General features: G+C 70.7%; 21 protein-coding genes. 9 read left to right on the top strand and 12 right to left on the bottom strand.

Annotated features, from left to right (window positions below):
• Positions 1-11: 11 nt before the first annotated feature.
• Positions 12-539, bottom strand: coding sequence for a hypothetical protein (locus ACQP2O_RS01930; protein ID WP_433179431.1), 528 nt, complete (start codon positions 537-539; stop codon positions 12-14).
• 157 nt (positions 540-696) lie between these two features.
• Between ACQP2O_RS01930 and ACQP2O_RS01925 the strand changes: the two genes are divergently transcribed.
• Genes ACQP2O_RS01925 through ACQP2O_RS01910 form a run of 4 tightly spaced genes read left to right on the top strand, consistent with a single transcriptional unit; the run spans position 697 to position 3,479 of the window.
• Entirely contained in the window at positions 697-1,350 is a 654-nt protein-coding gene (locus ACQP2O_RS01925; protein ID WP_433179430.1) for a response regulator transcription factor, read from the top strand.
• The gene (locus ACQP2O_RS01920) at positions 1,347-2,627 is read left to right on the top strand and encodes a sensor histidine kinase (protein WP_433179428.1); all 1,281 of its coding nucleotides are present in this window, start codon (positions 1,347-1,349) and stop codon (positions 2,625-2,627) included. Before ACQP2O_RS01925 ends, ACQP2O_RS01920 begins: the two co-directional genes overlap by 4 nt.
• A 54-nt stretch (positions 2,628-2,681) precedes the next feature.
• Entirely contained in the window at positions 2,682-2,831 is a 150-nt protein-coding gene (locus ACQP2O_RS01915) for a hypothetical protein (RefSeq protein ID WP_433179426.1), read from the top strand.
• Between the two features lie 36 nt (positions 2,832-2,867).
• On the top strand, positions 2,868-3,479 hold the full coding sequence (locus ACQP2O_RS01910; protein ID WP_433179425.1) for a nucleotidyltransferase domain-containing protein: 612 nt from the start codon (positions 2,868-2,870) through the stop codon (positions 3,477-3,479).
• An 80-nt stretch (positions 3,480-3,559) separates the two neighbouring features.
• Here the strand turns inward: ACQP2O_RS01910 and ACQP2O_RS01905 are convergent, their stop codons facing one another.
• On the bottom strand, positions 3,560-5,101 hold the full coding sequence (locus tag ACQP2O_RS01905) for an AMP-binding protein (RefSeq protein ID WP_433179424.1): 1,542 nt from the start codon (positions 5,099-5,101) through the stop codon (positions 3,560-3,562).
• A gap of 91 nt (positions 5,102-5,192) precedes the next feature.
• Between ACQP2O_RS01905 and ACQP2O_RS01900 the strand changes: the two genes are divergently transcribed.
• From ACQP2O_RS01900 to ACQP2O_RS01890, 3 genes are all read left to right on the top strand, one after another.
• A complete protein-coding gene (locus tag ACQP2O_RS01900) occupies positions 5,193-5,879 on the top strand; it encodes a TetR/AcrR family transcriptional regulator (protein ID WP_433179423.1) in 687 nt (228 codons plus the stop codon).
• An 84-nt stretch (positions 5,880-5,963) separates the two neighbouring features.
• Positions 5,964-6,485, top strand: a complete 522-nt coding sequence (locus ACQP2O_RS01895; protein WP_433179421.1) for a SigE family RNA polymerase sigma factor — start codon at positions 5,964-5,966, stop codon at positions 6,483-6,485.
• Positions 6,482-7,525, top strand: coding sequence for a hypothetical protein (locus ACQP2O_RS01890; RefSeq protein WP_433179419.1), 1,044 nt, complete (start codon positions 6,482-6,484; stop codon positions 7,523-7,525). Before ACQP2O_RS01895 ends, ACQP2O_RS01890 begins: the two co-directional genes overlap by 4 nt.
• A gap of 22 nt (positions 7,526-7,547) precedes the next feature.
• Here the strand turns inward: ACQP2O_RS01890 and ACQP2O_RS01885 are convergent, their stop codons facing one another.
• The 3 genes from ACQP2O_RS01885 to ACQP2O_RS01875 all read right to left on the bottom strand — a co-directional run bounded on the left by ACQP2O_RS01885 (position 7,548) and on the right by ACQP2O_RS01875 (position 11,296).
• Positions 7,548-8,735, bottom strand: a complete 1,188-nt coding sequence (locus tag ACQP2O_RS01885; RefSeq protein ID WP_433179417.1) for a DUF4132 domain-containing protein — start codon at positions 8,733-8,735, stop codon at positions 7,548-7,550.
• Positions 8,736-8,774: 39 nt separating this feature from the next.
• Positions 8,775-10,172 carry an endo-1,4-beta-xylanase gene (locus ACQP2O_RS01880; RefSeq protein ID WP_433179416.1) on the bottom strand — a complete coding sequence of 466 codons (1,398 nt, stop codon included), beginning with the start codon at positions 10,170-10,172 and terminating at the stop codon, positions 8,775-8,777.
• Positions 10,173-10,267: 95 nt separating this feature from the next.
• Positions 10,268-11,296 carry a lytic polysaccharide monooxygenase auxiliary activity family 9 protein gene (locus ACQP2O_RS01875; protein WP_433179415.1) on the bottom strand — a complete coding sequence of 343 codons (1,029 nt, stop codon included), beginning with the start codon at positions 11,294-11,296 and terminating at the stop codon, positions 10,268-10,270.
• Between the two features lie 298 nt (positions 11,297-11,594).
• On the opposite strand from ACQP2O_RS01875, the gene ACQP2O_RS01870 reads away from it, so the two are divergent.
• Both ACQP2O_RS01870 and ACQP2O_RS01865 read left to right on the top strand, forming a co-directional pair.
• Entirely contained in the window at positions 11,595-12,113 is a 519-nt protein-coding gene (locus tag ACQP2O_RS01870) for an RNA polymerase sigma factor (RefSeq protein ID WP_433179414.1), read from the top strand.
• Positions 12,110-13,237 carry a hypothetical protein gene (locus ACQP2O_RS01865; RefSeq protein ID WP_433179413.1) on the top strand — a complete coding sequence of 376 codons (1,128 nt, stop codon included), beginning with the start codon at positions 12,110-12,112 and terminating at the stop codon, positions 13,235-13,237. Before ACQP2O_RS01870 ends, ACQP2O_RS01865 begins: the two co-directional genes overlap by 4 nt.
• A 4-nt stretch (positions 13,238-13,241) precedes the next feature.
• Here the strand turns inward: ACQP2O_RS01865 and ACQP2O_RS01860 are convergent, their stop codons facing one another.
• From ACQP2O_RS01860 to ACQP2O_RS01830, 7 genes are read right to left on the bottom strand one after another with little or no spacing between them, the layout of a single operon-like run.
• Positions 13,242-13,943 carry a cupin domain-containing protein gene (locus ACQP2O_RS01860; protein ID WP_433179412.1) on the bottom strand — a complete coding sequence of 234 codons (702 nt, stop codon included), beginning with the start codon at positions 13,941-13,943 and terminating at the stop codon, positions 13,242-13,244.
• Entirely contained in the window at positions 13,937-14,806 is an 870-nt protein-coding gene (locus ACQP2O_RS01855) for a PmoA family protein (protein ID WP_433179411.1), read from the bottom strand. The genes ACQP2O_RS01860 and ACQP2O_RS01855 overlap by 7 nt, the downstream gene beginning before the upstream one ends.
• Positions 14,803-15,876: a Gfo/Idh/MocA family protein gene (locus ACQP2O_RS01850; protein WP_433190908.1), complete on the bottom strand. Its 1,074-nt coding sequence runs from the start codon at positions 15,874-15,876 to the stop codon at positions 14,803-14,805. Before ACQP2O_RS01850 ends, ACQP2O_RS01855 begins: the two co-directional genes overlap by 4 nt.
• Positions 15,876-17,273, bottom strand: coding sequence for a glycoside hydrolase family 30 protein (locus tag ACQP2O_RS01845; protein WP_433179410.1), 1,398 nt, complete (start codon positions 17,271-17,273; stop codon positions 15,876-15,878). The genes ACQP2O_RS01850 and ACQP2O_RS01845 overlap by 1 nt, the downstream gene beginning before the upstream one ends.
• 10 nt (positions 17,274-17,283) lie before the next feature.
• A complete protein-coding gene (locus ACQP2O_RS01840) occupies positions 17,284-18,144 on the bottom strand; it encodes a carbohydrate ABC transporter permease (protein WP_433179409.1) in 861 nt (286 codons plus the stop codon).
• 31 nt (positions 18,145-18,175) lie between these two features.
• Positions 18,176-19,087: a carbohydrate ABC transporter permease gene (locus ACQP2O_RS01835; protein WP_433179408.1), complete on the bottom strand. Its 912-nt coding sequence runs from the start codon at positions 19,085-19,087 to the stop codon at positions 18,176-18,178.
• Positions 19,084-20,427: an ABC transporter substrate-binding protein gene (locus tag ACQP2O_RS01830; RefSeq protein WP_433179406.1), complete on the bottom strand. Its 1,344-nt coding sequence runs from the start codon at positions 20,425-20,427 to the stop codon at positions 19,084-19,086. Before ACQP2O_RS01830 ends, ACQP2O_RS01835 begins: the two co-directional genes overlap by 4 nt.
• Positions 20,428-20,476 lie beyond the last annotated feature (49 nt).

Below are 20,476 nucleotides of genomic sequence, written 5' to 3'. Positions count from 1 at the left end.
GCCGTCCGAGCTCACTGGGTACCGCCCGGGAGCAGCTTCTGGCACGTCTTCTGCGCGGCCTGGAACTGCGGCGAGTTCGGATCGATGCCCGAACCTTGCTTCATGATGAGCTTCCCGCCCTGCGGGTCGGGGAAGTTGGGCACGCCGTTCTTCCGCATGCACTCGGCGAACTTCAGCATCGCGGGGTCGGTCTGGCCCCCGCCGACGGCTCCCTGCGGCGCGAACGCCTTACACGCCTGCGAGGCGGCCTTGAACTGCGGCGACTCGGGGTCCAGCCCGCTCCCCTTCGTCCCCCTGAGCATGACCCGCCCGTTCGGATCCGGGTCGGGGAACGCCGGCACGCCGTTCTTGCGCATGCACTCGGCGTACTTGACCGCCTTCGTCGAGTTCCCGGCGGTCCCGCCGGAATGGGCCGCGGCGGAGGTCGAGGCGCTGGATGCCTTGCCGGAACCGCCCCCGCAGGCCGTGAGGCCCAGCCCGGTGATCAGGATCGCCGCGGCCATCGTCCCGAGGGTTCTCACCTTGTGCGTGCTCGTCATGTCGTCGACCTCTCTGCGTTTCGATGCCGCCGGAGCCACCTGGCCCGGCGTCTGAGGTCGTTTCTACGGACCGGGCGGTCACATCACGGTCCTCGTCGCTGTGACGCGGTTGTGACCGGGCGTCAGGCATCCTGGCGTCCATGCGAGAGGTGCGCGGATGAGGGTGCTCGTCGTCGAGGACCAGGTCGAGCTGGCCGATTCGGTGGCGCGGGTGCTGCGCCGGGAGGGCATGGCGGTCGACGTCTCCTACGACGGCCAGGACGCCCTCGACCGTACGGCGCTGACCGACTACGACGTCGTCGTGCTCGACCGGGACCTGCCCGGCGTGCACGGCGACGACGTCTGCGCGGCGCTGATGGCGGAGGGGCGGCACACGCGGGTGCTCATGCTGACCGCGTCCGGCACGATCGCGGACCGGGTCGAGGGGCTCAGCCTGGGCGCCGACGACTACCTGCCCAAGCCGTTCGCCTACGCTGAGTTGGTCGCGCGGGTCCGGGCCCTCGGGCGCCGCGCGCAGCCGGCCCTGCCGCCGATCCTGTCCCACGCCGACCTGCGGCTCGACCCCGCGCAGCGGACCGCGTTCCGGGCGGGCGCGCGGCTGGCGCTCAGCCCGAAGGAGTTCGCGGTGCTGGAGTACCTGCTGGCCGCCCGAGGCCGCCCCGTGCCCGCCGAGGAGTTGCTCGAACGGGTGTGGGACGAGGCGGCCGACCCGTTCACCACCACGGTCAAGGCGACGATCAACCGGCTGCGGTCGAAGCTCGGCGCCCCACCCGTCATCGAGACCGTTCCCCGGGGCGGCTACCGGATATGAAGGCCATGAATCTGCGCACACCGCTCCGCGGGCGGGTCGGGGACGGGCTTCGCCCGCGCACCGTACGCCTCCGCCTCACCCTCCTGTACGGCGTGCTGTTCGCCATGTCGGGTGCCGTGCTCCTCACCATCACGTACCTGCTCGTCCAGCACGCCACCGGCCGGAAGAAGTACCTCTATCGGATCGGCCCGGGCCCGGGCCACGCGCTGAGCGGCGACACCTTCCAGTACCTGTCGCCGCCTCCAGATCCGAGCGGCCTCAGCGCGCGGATGGACGCGGAGGTGACCCGGCAGCGCGCCGCCCAGATGCACGCGATGCTGGTCCAGTCCGGTGTCGCACTGGCGATCATGGTGGTGGTCTCCATCGTCCTGGGATGGCTGGTCGCCGGGCGGGTGCTCCGGCCGCTGCGGACGATGACCACCACGATCCAGCAGATCTCAGCGCGCAACGTGCACGAACGGCTCGCCGTCAGCGGCCCGCGCGACGAGCTGAAGGACCTCGCCGACACCGTCGACGGCCTCCTCGGCCGGCTGGAGACGGCGCTTGGCGCCCACAAGCGTTTCGTCGCCAACGCGGCCCACGAGCTACGCACCCCACTCACCCTCGAACACGCGCTGCTGGAGGAGACGCTCACCGACCGCGAGGCCACGCTCGCGGCGTTCCGGGCGACGTCCGAGCGCGTGCTCGCCATCAGCGAGCAGCAGGAACGCCTGCTCGAGGCGCTGCTCACCCTGGCCACCGGCGAACGAGGACTCGACCGCCGGGAACCCTTCGACCTGGCGGAGCTCTCGGACCAGGCGCTGCTCGCCCCTCGTCCGGGGGTCGAGCGGCTCGGCCTCCGCATCGACGTACGGACGTCGCCCGCCCCGATCGCCGGCGACCCGGCGCTCGCCGAACGCCTCGTGGCCAACCTCATCGACAACGCGGTGCGCTACAACGTCCCCGGCGGGCGCGTGGAGATCGACACGGCGACCGAGGAGGGTCACGCCGTGCTGTCGGTGCGCAACACCGGGCCCGTGATCCCGCCCGACCAGGTGGACGGCCTGTTCGAGCCGTTCCAGCGCCTCGAGGGACGCACCGCCCGGGGCGACGGCGGCCACGGCCTCGGCCTGTCGATCGTCCGCGCCATCGCCGCCGCCCACGACGCCACCATCACGGCGCACGCCCGGCCGGAAGGCGGCCTGGACGTCGCGATCCGGTTCCCATCCGACGGTCCGACGCCCGCGTCGTACGAACGGCTCGATGAACACGACGGTCGGCAGACTCTGGTGAGGTAGTCCGCCGGGCATTGCGTACGGCCACGCACGCCCCGCCCGGTCGAGAGTCGCGACGTGGGGCAGGGCGCCGATGAAGGCGAGCACCTCCGTGTTGTATCGGTCATCACACGCGACCACGCACTCGACGTGCTCGTGCTGCTGTCGGAACTCGCCCAGCGAGCGCGGTCGGCGGGCACGCGCCTGTACTGCTGGTGGGCCCTGTGAGAGAGCGGCACCATCCCAGGGAGGTGAGCGCAGGCCATGAGGTCGATCGTCGCGCCGTACGGGCGCTGGGAGCCGGCGACGCCCGCGCAGGTCGCTTCGCTCTTGTCGGCGTTGCCGTGTCGTTGGTGGGTCGCCGGCGGGTACGCGATCGAACTCGCCGCCGGCCGCCGCCTCCGCGACCACGGCGACATCGACGTGATGCTGCTGCGTCCGGATCAGATCCACCTTCACGGCGTCCTGCGCGGCTGGGAGCACTGGGCCGCCGATCCGCCCGGAGTCCTGCGTCCCTGGGAACCTGCGGAGACCCTGCCACAAGCCGTCCACGACGTCTGGTGCCGCCCGGGTCCCGATGAGCCGTGGCGCATCCAGATCATGCTCGATGAGACACGCGACGGTGACTGGCTCTCGCGCCGCGATCCGGGCATTCGCCGCCCCCTGCCCGAGATCGGAGAGATCAGCCCAGAAGGCGTCCCCTACCTCGCTCCCGAGATCCAGCTGTTCTACAAGGCCAAGCAGCCCCGGCCAAAGGACGAGACCGACTTCGCCGCGGTTCTTCCGTTCTTGACCCAGGTGCAGCGACGTTGGCTGAACGAAGCCTTGGCGCACAGCTTCGGCACGCACCCCTGGCGAGATCAACTCGCGTGTTGAACCTGCCGACTGTGGCCGAGGATTCTCGGGGTCATGGCCCTGGAAATCCTCGGCGGATCGGATCCCGCCGGGCTCCCGGCTCAGGTACCCGCGGACCGGGTGGCTCGGGGATGGAGAGCGGTTTTGTTGGGTTTGCCTAGCGGGGTTAGCGGGAGCTCGTCGAGGACGGTGATCGTGACGGGGACGGCGTCGGTGGGCAGGTGGTCGCTTGCCCAGGAGCGCAGGGCGTTCGGGGTGATGCCGGGCGGGCGGACTGTCACGAAGGCGTGGATGGCTTCGCCGGTGCGTTCGTCCGGCACGCCGACCACGGCGGCCTCCCGTACGGCGGGGTGCTCGGTGAGCGCGTCCTCGATCGGGCCGGCGTAGTGGTTGTAGCCGTCGACGATGATCATGTCTTTCAGCCGGCCCACCAGGTAGAGGTAGCCGTCGTCGTCGAATCGGCCGAGGTCGCCGGTGCGCAGTCGGCCGTCCGTTAGCACGGTCTGGCCGGGGTCGTCCGGGCGATTCCAGTATCCGGTCATCACGCCCGGTCCCTCGACGCAGACCTCTCCGACCTCACCGGGTGGTGCGGGCGTGCCGTCGGTGCGCCGCAGCGTGACGGTGACGCCCGGCATCGGGCGGCCGACCGAGGCGAGGAGTTCGGGGCGACCGGCCAGGGCGGCGGCGTGGTCGGCGGGCTGCAGTGTCGCGATGGCCGGTGCCTCGGTGGTCGCGTACGTCTGCATGAATCCGGGGCCGAGCAGTTCAAGGGCCTGACGCAGCCGGGCCGGGGCGACGGGGGAGCTGCCGTACATGACGAACTTCAACGGGGTCAGGTCGGCGCCGGTCGCCTCGGCGTGGTCGAGCAGGCGGTACAGCCACGACGGGTACAGATAGGTGATCGCCGCCGGAGCGTCGCGTACCGCGGCGACGATCTCGGCCGGGTCGAACCCGTCCATGATCTCCACACCGGCGCCGAGGCGGAGCATGTTCAGGGCGGCGTCCCCGGAGCCGTGAGCGAAGGGCGTCGCCAGCAGGAACCGCGTGCCCTCCGGCGGCGCATCAGCCCCGGCCGCCGCCCACGCCTTCGTGGACGCTCCGAGTCCCGCGAACGTGGCGGGCACGCCCTTCGGGCGGCCGGTGGTGCCGCCGGTGTACAGGATTCGGGCGATGTCGCCCTCCTGGGCCCGTACCGGGACGGGCTCGTCGGACTCGCCTCCGGCGACGGCCGTGAGGTCGACGAGCGAGTACACCAGCGGGACGCCGGCACTCTTGGCCAGGCCCGCCACCGGCCCGATCTCCAGGTCGGACACGAGGGCGGTGGCCCGGGTGTCGGTCAGCAGGTGCCGCAGCTCGTCCGCGTCGCCGACGGTGTCGGGGAACACCGGGGTGTAACGGAGCCCGAGCAGGTGGGCGGCGAGTCTGACTGCGAACGCCTCCGGGCGGTTGCGGGAAAGCAGCATGACGCCCTGGCCTCGGCGCAGTCCCCGCCGCTCCAGGAACCGCGCGGTCCGGTGGACCGTGGCGAGCAGTTCCCGGTAGGTGACCGAGCGCCCGTGGTACCGCAGCGCCACCGCATCCCCGTACGCGGCGAGCGCCGAGAGCGCGCTCGTGACGTACCACGCAGGCGAGTCGTCGGCCATGCCTGCCCCCTTAATCTAATGCCATTGGATTTTGCTCGGGCGCTACATTACGGACGGCCCGAACGACCGGCAACCCCAGGGGAGGAACCCGATGCCGCCGCGACGCGGCCGCCCGCCGGCGGCGGATCCGAAGCTCCGCCCGGAGGCGATCGTGGCCGCCGGGCTGGACACCTTGCAGGCCGAAGGGCTGGACGGCCTGACGATGAACAAGGTCGCCGCCCGGCTCGACGTGCACGCCGCGTCGCTGTACTGGCACGTACGGAACAAGGAGGAGCTGCTCGACCTGCTCGCCGACGCGGTGGCCGACGTGCCGGACCTCCCGGCGTACGACGGCGATGACTGGCGAGCCGGTCTCTCCGAGATCATGCGCGCGCTGCGCCGGCACCTGCTCGCGTACCGGGACTCGGCCCGGCTGCTCTCCGGCCGGTTCGCCGCGGGCCGTGGCCAGTTGCGCACGGTCGAGGCCGTGCTCGGGGCGCTGCGCGGCGCGGGGCTCTCCGACCGGGACACCGCCTACGCGCTGTACCTGCTGACCACCTTCCTGATCGGCTTCGTCGGCGGCGAGCAGGCCCCGCTGTCGGCCGCCGTCGCCGCCGGCCGGCCTCCCCGCTCCTACCTCGACGACCTGCGGGACCGGCTCGCCGCCCTGCCCGCCGACGAGTTTCCGCACACCGTCGCGCTGGCCGGTGACCTCACCGCCCCGGACCTCGGCACCCGGTTCGAGTTCGCGCTGGACCGCCTGCTCGACGGCATCGCCGCCCTCCCGCAAGACCGCTGACGCGCGAATTCCGCCGGCGACTCAACGGATGGGCTCCCCTGCGACGTTCAAGGAGGGAGACAGAGGCGAGAGATAGGGGTGCCGGTGGGCTTCGAGGAGTTTCTGGCGGCGCGGCTGCCGAGGCTGCTGCGGTTCGCCACCGCGCTGACCGGTGACCCGCATCGGGCGGAGGACATCGTGCAGGACGTGCTGATCAGGGCGCAGCGCCGCTGGCGGCGGATCGGCGCGATGGCCTCACCTGAGGCCTACCTGCGGCGAATGATCACCAACGAGTACCTGTCGTGGCGGCGACGCCGCTCCTCCGGGGAGGTACCGGCCACCGACGGGGTGCTGGACGCCGCGATCGAACCCGACGACGGCCATGCCGGACAGGTCGAGGAACGCGACGCCGTCTGGTCCGGGATCATGGCGCTGCCGCCACGGCAGCGCGCGGTGCTCGCCCTCCGCTACTACGAGGGCCTGTCCAACGCCGAGATCGCCGACATCCTCGGCTGCTCCGAGGCGACCGTGCGCTCGCACGCGTCCCGGGCGCTGGCCGAGCTACGACTCGATCCCCAAGGGGACCTGGATCCGCACGACCACGCCGCGAGGGGAGACCTGCGATGACGACCGATGAGGTGATCCGTCAGGCATTCGAGCGGCAGGCGGAGAACGCTCCCGCGGCGGACCGCGTTCTGGCGGACCTCCGCGTACGGATGGGACGCGCCCGCCGACGCCGCGTGGCGACGCAGGGCGTCATGGCCGTCGTGCTCTCCGGTGCGGCCATCGCGGCCGCCGTTGTCTGGGTGCCGTCCGGCGGGCCGGAATCGATCGGCCATCGGGTCCAGGCGGGACCGCGGCCAGCACCGGTCCGGCTCCTGTACCGGCCGGGCTGGTTGCCGCAGGGCTTCACCGAGGTCGCTCGCCAGGTCGGCCAGGGACGGTCGGATTCCATCCAGATCCGTACCTGGGCCGACCGCTCGGTGACGGAACGGTCGGTCGATAACGCGCTGGTGCCGAGGGTCGACGTCGGGGTCGAGCCGCCCACGCAGGGTGGAAGAGAGGACCCCCTGACGTCGCTCCGCCGTCAGCAGGGCAGCACGACGGTGGACGTGAACGGGCACGAGGCCCGGCGGTGGCAGGACGGCCAGGGGAGGTGCATGATCGCTTGGCGGCCCACCGCCCAGGCGGTGCTGTCGGTGACCATGAACGGCTTCATCGACCCCTGCACCGACGCGCTGCACGTGGCCCGATCGGTCGGCCCGGACGGCCGGGCGACGGTCGTCCCGCCGTTGCGGGCCACCTGGCTGCCGACGGGGTTCGCCACGGACCATGTCGTCGTGAGCAGGACCGACTCGGGCTGCCGCGCGGAACTCGTGGCGACGAGCGCACTGCGGTCGATAGGCGCCGAGGTCGGCGAGGGACGTCTCCCCGCCCAGGGGACGCCGTTGCGGATCGGCGGACGGCCCGCTCGCTCCTACCCCGTCAACGCCGTCTCGACCACCGGAGAACCGGACGGCGGCACGGCCGTCGCCGTGGACCTCGGCGACGGGCGCCTGCTCACCGTACGTGACTACGAGGGCGGCCCCGCGCTGAGCCGCCGGACGCTCGGTGAGGTCGCCGCCGGCGTCGACGTCGGTGACACGGCCCACGCCTGCACCTGGTGACAACACGTGGCCGGCCCGCCGTTCATGGGGCGAGCTGGTCGAACGGCTGGACGCGACCTGCCTCGGCGAGCCGTGCCCGCCAAGCCTCGATCTCGTCCGGAGTGGCGCGGGACGCGTGCCAAAGACGGACGGCGGTCTTGTCGGACGGGTCCGGTGGCACGGCGCCGTCCAGGGTGGCGAAGCCGTCGCGGAGTGGCAGGGCCGCGGTCCACGACCCGTCCGCGGCCTCGAACTCCCAGATCAATCCATGGGCCACGGCACCGGTGATCGGGTGGTCGCGGTAGAGGGTGGTCCACTCCTCGAACGGCCAACGGTCGGCGATCGGGAGGTCGCGCAGGCGCCGGCGTTCCGCGGCGAGGGTCTCCGAGACCCGGTTGGCGTGCATCCGCGGGACCTCGACGTTGTGCGAGAAGTAGGTGCTCTTGAAGCCCCTCGGCGAGGAGAACGGCGAAGTGGTCCGATGACGAGTGCCCTCGTCATCGATCCACGTCACGGCGACGGTGTGCGGGTCCTCGATGGTGATCTCGGCGTGGAACGGAACGTTGGTGTAGATCGTCCCCTCTCCGCGGGGACCGAACGTCCCGGTGTGGTCGGCGGTCAGGCCGTGTGCGGGCACCGAGAGTTCGATCCGCCGGTCCTCGGGGATGCCCAGCCTCGTGGCCGCGTCGATGAGCACCGGAGCCAGGTGCTTCTCACGCAGGATCACATAGTCGACCTGCTGGTGCAGCCGGCAGAGCGCGTCCAGAGCGGCCGTATGGTTCAGGTCTTCCAAGGCGGAGAACGCGGCCTGCGCGAGCCCGTCATCGCGTATGAGGGCCGCAGTGCCGGGCAGGTTGGCGGCCTCGCGGGCGAGCCTGAACAGGTCGGGGACGGCGGCCGGCTCTCCGGCGAGGCCCACCGCCAGGACGAACCCGAGGGCGAGATCGCGGTTCTCGTTGGAGACCAGCGGCCCCGAAACGTCCGTGACGAGCAGTCGGAGGGCGTCGCGGGCGAGCTCGGGCGCGCCGTCGGCGCCGAGGAGCCTGACCGTGCGTTTCTTCCAGGTCTTCGTCACGCGGCGACGCTTGTCCAGTCCGTCGCCGAAAGCGGCGAGGTGCCGGCCGAATTCGTCCAGTGCGGCCGGCACCCCCTCGGCGAGCCGTTCGCGCATCCCGTGCGCCCATCGATCGGTGGGCACCGGCGCCCAGTCGGGAAGGTCGGTTTCCGTCATATGTCGATCTTGACAGTCCCGTCCGACATCGGCCGGTTCTCAGGTGCAGGCGGTGCCGTTCAGTGTGAAGGCGGTCGGTGCGGTGTTCGTACCGGTGTAGGTGAAGTTGGCGCCGACCGACGTGGACGCGCCGGCGGCGAGAGTGCCGTTCCAGCTCGCGTTGGTGACGGTGACGTCCTTGCCGGACTGCGACCAGGTGCCGCTCCAGCCCTGGCTCAGCGTCTGGTTCCCGGCGTAGGAGTACTTCAGCGTCCAGCCGCTGATGGCCGAGCTTCCGTTGGTGATGGTGACGGCGGCGGTGAAGCCCGTACCCCAGTCGTTCGCCGAGTAGGTCACCTTGCAGCCGGTCGTGCCCCCGCCGCCACCACCACCGCCACCGCCGGGGCCGCCGAGCGCGGTGGAGATGGCGCCGTACACGTCGGGTTTCTTGTTGAGGTTCTCGTCCCAGGGCAGGGCCGAGCCCTGGCCGCTGAAGACGCCGGGGATCCAGGAGTACTTGTCGGTGTAGTCCCAGATCGTGATGCCGACGCAGCGGGGCACCGTGAGGCACGCCTTGACGACGTTCGTGTAGTACTCCGCCTGCGTGGCCACCTTGGTCGCGTCCGCGGGCAGCACCATGCGGACGTCCAGCTCGGTGATGGCGACGTCGACGCCGAGGTCGGCGAAGCGCTGGAGGTTCCCGGCCTCGTCAGTAGGGAAGCCGTACTGGATCGCGAGGTGCCCCTGGAAGCCGACGCCGTCGATCGGCACGCCCTGTGCCTTCAGCGACTTGACCAGGTTGTACATCGCGTCGCTCTTCGCGCCGAGCCCGTCGATGTTGTAGTCGTTGATGTAGAGCTTGGCGTTCGGGTCGGCGGCGCGGGCGGCCTTCAGCGCGGTGGCGATGTAGCCGGTGCCGAGCGTGTTGTACCAGAGGTCCGACCGGTAGGTGCCGTCGTCGTTGAACGGCTCGTTGACCACGTCCCACGAGTAGACCTGGCCCTTGTAGTGGCCGGCGACGTTGGCGATGTGGTTCTGCAGGATCGAGGTGAGCTGCGCGGCCGTCCAGGTGCCGCTGGTGAGCCAGCCCGGCAGCTGGTTGTGCCACAGCAGCGTGTGGCCGCGGACGATCTGGTTGTGGGCCTTGGCGAAGCTCACGACGGCGTCGCCCTTGGTATAGCTGAACTGGCCCTGCGACGGCTCGGTGGCATCCCACTTCATCGAGTTGCCGGGCGTGATCGCGCCGAACTCACTGCTGCCGAGGATCTCGGTGTACGGGGTGTCGGACAGCTCGGGGTTGTCGGTCGCCGAGCCGAAGTACCTGCCCTGCGCCTGGGCGAGCTGGTTCAGTGTCGACGCGGCGGACGCCGGCCGCACCGCCAGCGCGGTGACGGCCAGGAATACGCCGAGCGACAGCGCCAGGACGGCCGCGAGTCTCGGCCGGAGTGGCGACGGCATGGTGGATTCCTCCTCATGTGCAGGGTTCGGCCGGTGCTCATGACGCGGCGCGGGGGAGATCACGGTCGATGTCCCCCGCGCCGCGGCAGGCCGTCCTAGGGGCTCGTACAGGTGAGGCTGGGTGTGGTCGCCGTCCCGTTCGCGACCAGCCCGAACGTGGTCGACGCGCCGACCGCGACGTTGCGGTTGTAATCCACGTTCCGTACGGTCGCGAGGTCTCCGCTCATGGTGAGCGTGCCGTTCCACAGGCTGTTGATGGTCTGGCCGCTCGGCACGATCCAGCTCACCGTCCAGCCGTTCAGCGTGGTGGTGCCGGGGTTGCTCACCGTCACTTCGGCCTGGTAGCCGCCGGACCAGCTGCTGATCGTCTTGAACGTCGCCGTGCACGGCACGGTCGTGCCGCCACCGCCGCCGCTGGTGTCGCCGACGCCGGTCACCTCACCGTTGCCGCCGTCGAAGACCACGTCGGAGCAGCCGTAGAACGTCTCGTTGCTGTCCGAGCGCTTCCAGACGGAGTAGATGATGTGGCGTCCGGTCTTGTTCGCGGGCAGGTTGCCCGACCAGTAGTAGTAGCCGTCGACGCTGCCCGTCGGCCCGGTGTCCGCCGGGTGGTCGGCCACGAGGAACGGGTCGGTCTCCATCTCGTCCCAGGTGAGCGGCTTGGTCGGGTCCCAGCCGTCCTTCGTGACGTACAGGTAGAACCAGCCCGGGTGCGCCGCCCACTTGTTGTAGCGGAAATTGAAGTTCGCACCGCTGGTCAGGTGCGTGACCGGCCAGTTGGCGTTCGGCAGGTCGAACCCGGAGTAGTTGGGGTTGCCGCCGCTGCACAGCTGCCCGTCGGGGACGAACCCGCGCGTACGGCCGGCGCCGTCGGAGCGCAGCACGGCGAACCAGTTGTAGAGGGAGTTGGCCCCGCTCTGGGCGACGGCGGCCGCACACGCCGGGTTCTGCGGTTTGATCTCCCCGGTCGAGGTGAGGCCGTCCTTCCAGCACAGGAACGTACGGGCGCCCGGCTGCATGAACGCCCCGTGCGCCCACGCCGAGGGCCCCGTGAACACGCTCATGACCAGGATGGACACCATTCCTAGGGCCGCGGCGAGCGCGCTTTTCCGTCGCTTTCTCACGACACCGTTTCCCTTCGATCCGCCCGCGGATCCGAGCACGGATGTCCGCGGGAGTTCGGCGCGGTGGGAGCGCTTCCTCAGGATCGGTTCGCGATCTCGGAGGGGTCAACGACGGCGGTGCGGGGGTCCGGGCCTACCCGGCCGACCTGCGGGTTCTCATCCTCCGGGATAGGCCGGCCATGAAAGCAGCTGAAAGCGTCGGCCGCGAGCGGCCCGCGCGTTCGGCTACGGTCCACCGGATGTCCGAAGAATTCTCGGGGACGGCTCAGCATTTCGGTGTCACAGGCGTCTCTGTCCCGTGAATCGCCAACTCCTCATCCTCGAACGCGGGTCACCCGAGGCCGTGGGCGCGGTCACCTCGGTGTACCGCGAGCATGCGCTCGGTCTGATCCGCCTCGGCATGCTCATGGTCGGTGACCAGGCGACGGCCGAAGACGTCGTCCACGACGCCTTCCTCGAACTCCACCGCCGCTGGCCGTCGATAAACGACCCGGTGACGTACACGCGCTCGGCGGTGCTGAACCGCTGCCGGTCGGTCCTGCGGCGCAGGGCGGTGGCCCGCCGATTCGGCATGGGTCAGCCTCCGCCGGCCTGGTCGGCCGAGTCGGCCGTCATGGTCGATGAGGAACGCCGGACGCTGCTCGAGGCGATCGCGCGCCTGCCACGCCGGCAGCGAGAGGTGTTGTACCTGCGCTTTTACGCGGACCTGCCGGAGGCTGAGATCGCCCGCACGCTGGGCGTCAGCCGGGGAACCGTTTCGTCCACGACGTCGCGGGCGCTCGCCGCCCTCGGTAAGACCCTGGGAGACCAGTCATGAAGGGATTGGAAGACCGGATCCGCGATGCCTGCGCCGTCGCGGACACCTGGGGCCCGGAGGAGCCCAGGCCGCTCCGGCTGCCGGTTCGCCCTCGGCTCCGGCTCAATGTGATCGCACCGCTCACGGCCGCCGCCGCGGTGGTCGTCGCCGTCTCCTTGGTCCTCGTCATCCTGCCCCGGCACTCGAGGCCGGCACCGCCCACTCCGGCGACCGCGTCTCCGTACCTGCTGGCAATGCACGATGGCGTCCTGGACGTGGTCGACTCCCGTACCGGCGAACCGCACGGCGAGGGGAAGACCGGGTACGGCTCAGCGGTGACGAGGGGCCCGCGTCCCGGCACGTATCTGGTGTCCCAGCCCGAGAAGAGCGGCCCGTCCGGCACGAGCCGGATCAGAATGGTACGGCTGACCGAGGACGGTCGTGCGGTGGTCGAAGCAGCGCCGCACTGGTCGGTTCCGGGGGGCGTACGGAAGCTCGCCCTCTCCCCCGACGGCCGGCATCTGGCCTACACCACCCGAGAGATCACCCTCGCCCCGGGGACCCAGCCCAACATCCACCCGATCGTCATCGGCGTACTCGACCTGCGCACCGGGGCGCGTCGCGAGTGGACCCTGCCCAAGGCCCAGGATGCGAGCGCCTCCACCAAGACCACGGAGTGGGACTGGGGCCTGTCGTGGTCCGGGGACAACACCACGCTGATCTTCACTGCGCGCGTGACGGGTCGTCCGAATCAGGTACGTGCCCTCGACACGACCGCGCCCGGATCGGACCTGCGCTCCGCTCGGGTCCTGGTCGCCGGGGCAGGAAGGATCGGCGGCACGATCGCGTTCGCCGTGCCGTCCGGCGACCGTCATACCGTCATCGCCGCAGTCGACGGTGCCAGGTCATCGGGGCGAGCGAAGGCGGTGCTGGCCGAATACGTCGATGGTCGTTTCACGAGGATCCTCGCAACCCTGCCGGGCTGCGGGCCGGTGCACATGCTGACGTCCGGCCCGAACGGACTCCTCATCAGCAGGAACAGCACTCAATGTGGAAACGGGTCCGGGACGCTCATCGTCATGAATCGAGGAAGGATCCGGATCGGCCTCACCTCCGAGGGAAACGTCGAGAGCGCGGCCTGGTGAGGCGTCAGCCGAGCGGGTAGGTGTCGAGGCGGCCGCACATGCCGAACGTGCGCTCGGGCGGCGGCTCCAGCCGGTGGACCGCCGCCTCCGTCAGGTGGCCGATGTCGCCGTCCCGGAGGCGGCTCAGGTGCTCGCCGGTCCGCTCGGCCTCGGCCAGCGCGCCGGCCCGCCAGCGTTCCTCCCACTCGCCGAACAGCCCCTCCTTGAGCCGTACGGCGGAGCGGTAGAAGTCGTGCAGCGCCGTCGGATCGCCGCCGGACAGCCGCTCGCGCAGCACGGCGAAGCCCTCGAGGGCCAGGTCGCGGCGGCGTCGCGCCGCGGCCTCCGGATCGGGACGCAGCGCGGCGGCCCACCCGTACGCCTCCGGGTCGGCGAGGATCTCCGGCGGGAAGGTGAAGACGGCGTCGCCGGCCTCGGGCAGGCCGCTGTTCTGCATGATGACGACGACGTGCAGGCCGCCGTCGCCGTTCACAAGCCGGTGGATCGTCCCGGGCGTGAACCAGGCGACCGTCCCCGGCCGCAGCGGGGTCTCGGCGAACCCGTCGCCGGTCAGCGTCTGCACGCTGCCCTCGCCCGCCACCACGACGTACGCCTCCGCGCACGTCAGGTGGACGTGCGGGGAGCCGCCGCACAGCCCGTCGGCGGTCGGCCAGTCGTAGACGCGCAGGCCGGAGACTCCGACGGCGCCGGGCAGCGGGCTCACCACGGGTGGTCCTTCGCGTAGGCGTCCAGGCGCGCCCGGTCCCACGCGCCGTCGGCGACGACGATCCGGTACCGCACGCCCAGCGTCTCGCCCGGTGGCAGCGCGAACTCCTCGGCGAACGCGAGCGACGGGTTGACCGCCGGGAACGGCGTGTTCCGGACGAACCAGTCGCTGCCGTACTCAGGGTCGTCGAAGAACATCAGCGTGGAGGCGCGGTCGACCTCGTCGTGCCGGCCGACGTACGCGAGCCAGGCCGCGGGCCGGCCCATCATCTCCGGCCCGCCCTGCCCCTCCGCGGCGACGATCTCCCCGTCGGTGAAGGCACGCGGGCCTCGCCAGAACAGGCCGCTGTACCCGGCGGCCGGGCGGCCGTTCGTCGTGGGGCTGCCGAAGACGAGCGCCTCCCCCCGTACGTTGGTCAGTGTCGTGGCGAACTCCAGGGCCCACGAGTCGTCCTCGACGTCGCGGACGGTGAGTTCGCGCAGTTCGTACACCCAGTGCTCGCCCGCCTGGGTGTGCCAGGTGAGCCGCTCGGCGATCCGCCCGCCGTCGGCCTCGGTGAACTCCTCGTGCCGCATGACGCCGATGTTCGGCAGGTCGACGTAGCCCTGGTCGCGGACGTAGCTGCCGCCGCCCCAGAAGTTCTCGCCGGACAGGTGCGACACGGTCATCTGGACGCCCTTGTGCCAGCGGTGGTCGTGCGGCCGGTACGCGGTGACGACGTCTCCGGCGAGCGTGCGGACCGGGTGCAGGTACGGCTTCGGCCCCTCGAAGGGCGGCATGTCCGGCCGGTAGACGTACTGGAAGAGCTCCACGCCCCGCTCGTGCACGGTCAGGGTGTGGTCGCCGACGTGCTCGATCCTCACAGCTGCATCCCGCCGTTCATCTCCCGGTAGAAGGGGTCCGTCTCGTCGATCTCGCCCCGGTGTACGGGGCGGCCGGTGAGCGCCGACTTGTAGAGCGCGGCGATGAGCTCCAGGGTCTGCCGGCCGCCCGCGCCGCTGGTCTCCGGGCGTTCGCCGCGCTCGTACGCGTCGAGCAGGTCGGCCAGCAGCGCGGTGTGCGAGCTCGGGACATCGGTCTCGGGCGTCCGCCAGCCGGCGATGCGCGCCTCGTCGGTGACTTGCGGGGCCGGGGTGTACGTCCAGTCCGTGTTCTCGTAGCCGTACAGGTGCGACAGTTCGACGGTCGCGTCGGTGAGGTCGAACCGCAGGCGGCTCTCCTCGCGCGGCGACAGCACGCTGTTGACGATCGACGCCAGCGCGCCGTTCTCGAACCGCACGGACGCCAGGGACACGTCCTCGGTCTCGATGTCCCGGTCGAGCCGTCCGGCCATGGCGCGCACCTCGGCCCAGTCGCCGAGCGTGGCCAGCAGCAGGTCCATCTGGTGGATGCCGTGGCCCATGGTCGGCCCGCCGCCCTCGGTGTCCCACCGGCCGCGCCACGGCACGTCGAAGTACGCGTGGTCGCGGTACCAGGTCGTCAGGCACACCGCGACGAGCGGCCGGCCCAGCTCGCCCTCGGCGATGAGGCGGCGCAGGTGACGGGCGCCGGAGCCGAACCGGTGCTGGTAGACGACCGCCGCGTACGGGCCGCCGTCGCGCTCGGCGGTGACCATCGCGTCGTACTCGGCGAGCGAGAGGCACGGCGGCTTCTCGCACAGCACCCACGCGCCCGCCCGCAGGCAGGCCGCGACCTGCGCGGCGTGCAGGTGCGGCGGCGTGCAGACGTGCACCAGATCGGGGGTCGTCGCCGCGAGCATCTCCTCCAGGTCGGTGTACGCGGCGGGGATGCCGTGCTCGGTGCAGAAGTCCTTCACTCGGACGGGATCGATGTCCACGGCGGCGACGATCTCGGCGCGGTGCGCCTCCGCCCGCAGCGCGGGGACGTGACAGATGCCCGCGATCCCTCCGGTGCCGACGATCGCGGCCCGGATCACTTGAGGACGACCGTGGTCAGCGCGCGGGGCGCGAGGTCCACCGACAGGTCACGGCCGTGGGTGCGCGCGCCGGTCACCGGCGACACCGAGTGGTCCTGGTCGGTGAGGTACGCCTGCGCGCGCCCGGCGCCCGAGTCGAGGCTCAGGTCCGTGCTGGTCTTGGCGGTTCCGGTGTTGAGGATCTCGACGACCTTCGTGCCGTCGGCGTTGCGGTAGGCCGAGATCTTCAGCGCCGGGTCGGACGCGGTGACGGCCACCCGGGTCGCGCCCGGCCGGATGAACCGGCTGTACGCCGCGAACGCCCAGAAGCGCTTGGACACGTGGTACGCGTCGCCGTCGACCTGGATCAGCGCGCGGGTCGCCCCGACGGAGGCGGCGAGCCAGTAGACGTACGCGCTGGCGTCGCCGTCCGTCATGGTCCGGTGGATGTTCTCCGCGATCGCGAAGCCGGAGTACTCGCTGCCGTCGTCCCAGTTCTCGTTCCAGGTGTTGCCGCCGGGGCCCCACTCCGACAGCCAGGCGTGCCGCCGGGTCGGCTGCGGGGAGGTCACCGGGCTGGAGTAGGCGTGGCCGGTGATGGTCGTGACCCACTTGGCGGCCTGCGGGTCCGCCTCGATGGCCTTGGTGTACTCCTTCTGGCCGTCCCAGCCGGTGTGGTCGCAGCAGGACAGGTTCACGCCGGCCTTCTTGGCGAGCGGGCCGAGCACCTTGACGAACTCCACGGCCTGCGCGGGGGTGAACCGCATCGAGGCGTACGAGACGGTGATGTCCGGCTCGTTGGTGAAGCCCAGGTCGGTGAGGCGGATGCCCTCCTTCCGGTAGAACTCGGCGTACTGGACGAGGTACTTCGCATACGCCTTCCGCCAGTCGCCGCTCGCGCAGTTCGTGCCTTGCAGGCCGCAGAGGGTGCCGCCGTTCGCGTCGGTGCCGTTGTCCTTCATGAAGCCGGGAGCGCTCCAGGCGTCCGCGTAGAACCGCTTCACCCCGTACGACCTGGCCTGCTTCGCGAGCCAGACCTGACCGCCGTCGTTTCCGTCCCAGACGTACTTCGGCGGCGCGTCCGGACCGCCCGGGTCGGCCGGCTCGATCGAGTGCATGTGGTCGTACACGTTGTCGGCGGACGAGCCGATGCCGAGCCGCAGGATGGACGCGCCCGCGCCGGTCCTCCGCCCGAACAGCAGGTCGACGACCTCTTTCTGCTTGGCCGCGGAGAGCCCCTGCAACCCGTGGATGACGGCGGCCCGCTGGAACGCCTCGGAGAACCCGAATCCGTCGATCGGCTGCAGCTTCGTACGGAAGTCGACGCGGCTCGGCGGCGCGTCCTGGGCGCTCGCCGGGAGGGCGAGGGAGCACGCGGTCGCCACGGTGAGGGCGAGGGCAAGCGATCTGCGCATGAGGGAAGAGCTACTTTCCGCCCACGCCGGCCAGGCCGGCGATGAGCCAACGACGCGCGAACAGGTAGACGACGAAGATGGGGAGGGCCGAGAGCATCACGGCGGCCATCAGGTCGGGCACTTTGGAGCCGAACTCGTTCTGGAAGTTCCACAGGCCCAGCGTCTGGACGCGCTGCTCGGGGGACTGGGTGAGGATGAGGGGGAACAGGAAGCCGTTCCAGGCGTTGAGCGCGCTGTAGACCGAGATCGTGGTGAGCGACGCCCGGCTGAGCGGCAGCGCGAGACTCCACATCAGCCGGAGCGCCCCGCCGCCGTCGATCGTCATCGCCTCGTACAGCTCGCGGGGCACGTCGCGCAGCGCCGACGACAGCACCAGCACGCTGAGCGGCAGCCCGAACGCCACGGTCGGCAGAATGATCGCGGTCGGCGAGTCGTACAGGTGCATCCGGGTGATCATCAGGTAGACGGGGATGATCGTGGCCTGCGCGGGGACCGCGAGGCCGGCCAGGAAGATCCGGAAGGTCGCGGAGACGATCCGGCTGCGCGACCGCACGATCGCGTACGCGGCGGGGAAGGCGAGCAGCGCGGTCAGCGCGACACTCGCCACCGTGACGACCGCCGTGTTGACCAGGTAGCGGGCGTATCCGCTGTCGAAGACCTCGCCGAAGTTGCCGAGGGTCAGGCTGTGCGGCGGGGACAGCGGGCCGCCGTCGAGGTAGGCGTCATTCGGTTGGAAGCTGTCCTTGACCATGATGTAGATCGGCACGCCCACGAACACGAGCCACACCAGGGCCGCCGCCCCGGCCGCCCAGTTCGGCCGCCGCAGGCGCCGCCCCGTACGGCCGCGGTGCCGGCCGGACGCGACCGGCACGGGCCTCTCTTGCCGGAGTACCGCCATGGCGTCAGATCCCCTCCAGCGTGCTGCGCATCTTCCCGAAACCGGAGAAGCGGACGATGAGCAGCGACAGCGCCGTGCCGAGCGCGGCCAGGACCAGCGCGATCACGCTCGCGTACCCCATCTGGAAGCTCTGGAAGCCGCTGAGGTACATGCGCTGCGGCAGGACCATCGTGGCGGTGCCCGGCCCACCGTTGGTGACGATCAGGATGGTCTCGAAGTAGGTCAGCGACCCGACCAGCATCAGCACCGACGACGTGACGATCGTGTGCCTGAGCTGCGGCAGCGTGATGTGCCAGAACTGCCGGACGCGGCTCGCGCCGTCGATGAGCGCCGCGTCGTACAGCACCTGCGGGATCTGCCGCGCCGCGCCCTGGTACAGCAGTGTGTGGAACGGCACGAACTGCCAGGCGATGACGACGACGATGGCCGCCACGGCCCCGCGCTGGCTGCCCACGATGTTCCCGTCCGGGAAGCCGATGTACGGGCCGATCGTCGCGGCGAGCCCGAAGTTCGGGTCGAGCAGCACCCGCCAGGTGATGGCGATCGCGGCGGTCGACATCAGCAGCGGCAGGAAGAAGATCGACGACAGCACCGCGCGGTTCAGCTCCCGGCCCGCCGCCCAGACGCCGAGCAGCAGGGACAGCGGGGTCTGCACCAGCCAGCACAGCACCATGAAGACCAGGCTGATCCGCAGGGACTCCCAGACCGCGTCGTCCGACAGCATCCGGTGCCAGTTGGCCAGGCCGTTGAACTTGGGTGTGCCGAGACCGTTCCACTGGGTGAAGGACAGGACGGCGGTCAGGAGCAGGGGCACCCCGGCGAAGATTCCGAAGAACAGCGCGGCGGGGACGATCCACAGCACACCCGGCCGCGCCGCCCGGTCCGTACCCGCGACGGCGGCGCGCGCCGCGGTCACTTGACCGCGTCCATGGCCTGGACGAACTGCTCGGGTGTCATCTTCTTGAGGAAGACCTTTTGCAGGTTGCTGTGCAGCGGGTCGGTGAACTGGTGCGGCAGCGCCTGGTCCCAGGACAGCGTGAAGCTCGGCGCCTTCTGCACCATCTGGTAGACGTACTTGGCGAACTCCGGATTGGGCGAGGCGGACAGCCGCGACTCCAGGCCGCTGACGGCCGGCACGTCACCCGCCTTGATCAGCTTGTCGACGTACATCGGGTTGGCCATCTCCTTCTTGAGGAAGGCGGTGGCGGCGGCGACGTCCGCGGACTTGCTGCTGATGGAGAAGTAGTTGGTGGGGTTGCCGACGACGCTGTTCGGGTCGCCCTTGCCCCCGGCCACCGTGGGGAACGGCGCGAAGCTGAGGTCCTTCTTGGCGAAGTCCGGGTGCTTGTCGACCTGGTTGGACTCCTCCCAGGTGCCCATCAGGTGCATCGCGGCCTTGCCCTTGGCGAACAGCAGTCCGGCGCCGTCGTTGACGTAGTTCACCGACGCGAAGTTGGTGCCGAACGCCCGCCGGTCGACCAGGTCCTGGATCCGCCGCAGGGAGTCGAGCATCGCCGGCTGCCCCCAGCCGCCGGGCTTGCCGGCGAGGACGTTCTGGAGGATGCCCGCGAAGACCGTCGGCCCGCCGATGCGGTCGACGAGGTACTCCAGCCACATGAGGTTCGGCCAGGCGTCGACGTGGCCGAGCGCGAACGGCTGGATCTTCTTCGAGTCGAAGTACGTGACGAGCTTGAGCAGGTCGTCGTAGGTCGCCGGGGGCTGCTGGCCGTGCTGGGCGAACAGCGTCTTGTTGTAGAAGACCAGCACGGGCTGCATGCCGCGCAGCGGGATGCCGTAGTACTTCCCGTCGGCCTTCCCGGCGTCGAGCACCGACTGCAGGAAGGAGTTCTTCCAGGTCGCGTCGCTGTTCAGCTGCGAGGTGAGGTCGACGAGCCGGCCGCTCTGGGCGTAGTCCTGGATGCTGCCGGTGCCCCAGTTGAAGATCAGGTCCGGCGGGTTGGGCGAGCCCATGCCGATGCGGAGCTTGTCGGTGTAGCCCGAGCTGCCGGAGCTGGCGGTGGGCACCAGCTTCAGCTTGGTCGACGAGGTCTTGTTGAAATCGTCGATCGCCGCCTGCTGGATGGGGTTCTGCCCCTCGTCCTGCAGGACCCAGACCTGGAGGTTCTTGCCGCCTCCCTTGCCCCCGGTGGGCCCGGACGTTCCGCAGGCGCTGAGAAGGGGGCCGGCCAGGCCGGCGATCCCGGCGACTCCGGCGGCCGAGAGGAAGGTGCGGCGCGAGAGCGGTGTGTCGCCCATCGGTCCTCCTTGCGTGGGGTGCGGCAGTGACGGGCGTTGCGACGGCGTG

The organism is Actinoallomurus sp. CA-150999 (assembly GCF_050942425.1).
Classification (GTDB): domain Bacteria; phylum Actinomycetota; class Actinomycetes; order Streptosporangiales; family Streptosporangiaceae; genus Actinoallomurus.
This window is presented reverse-complemented; position numbering and strand designations above follow the sequence as displayed.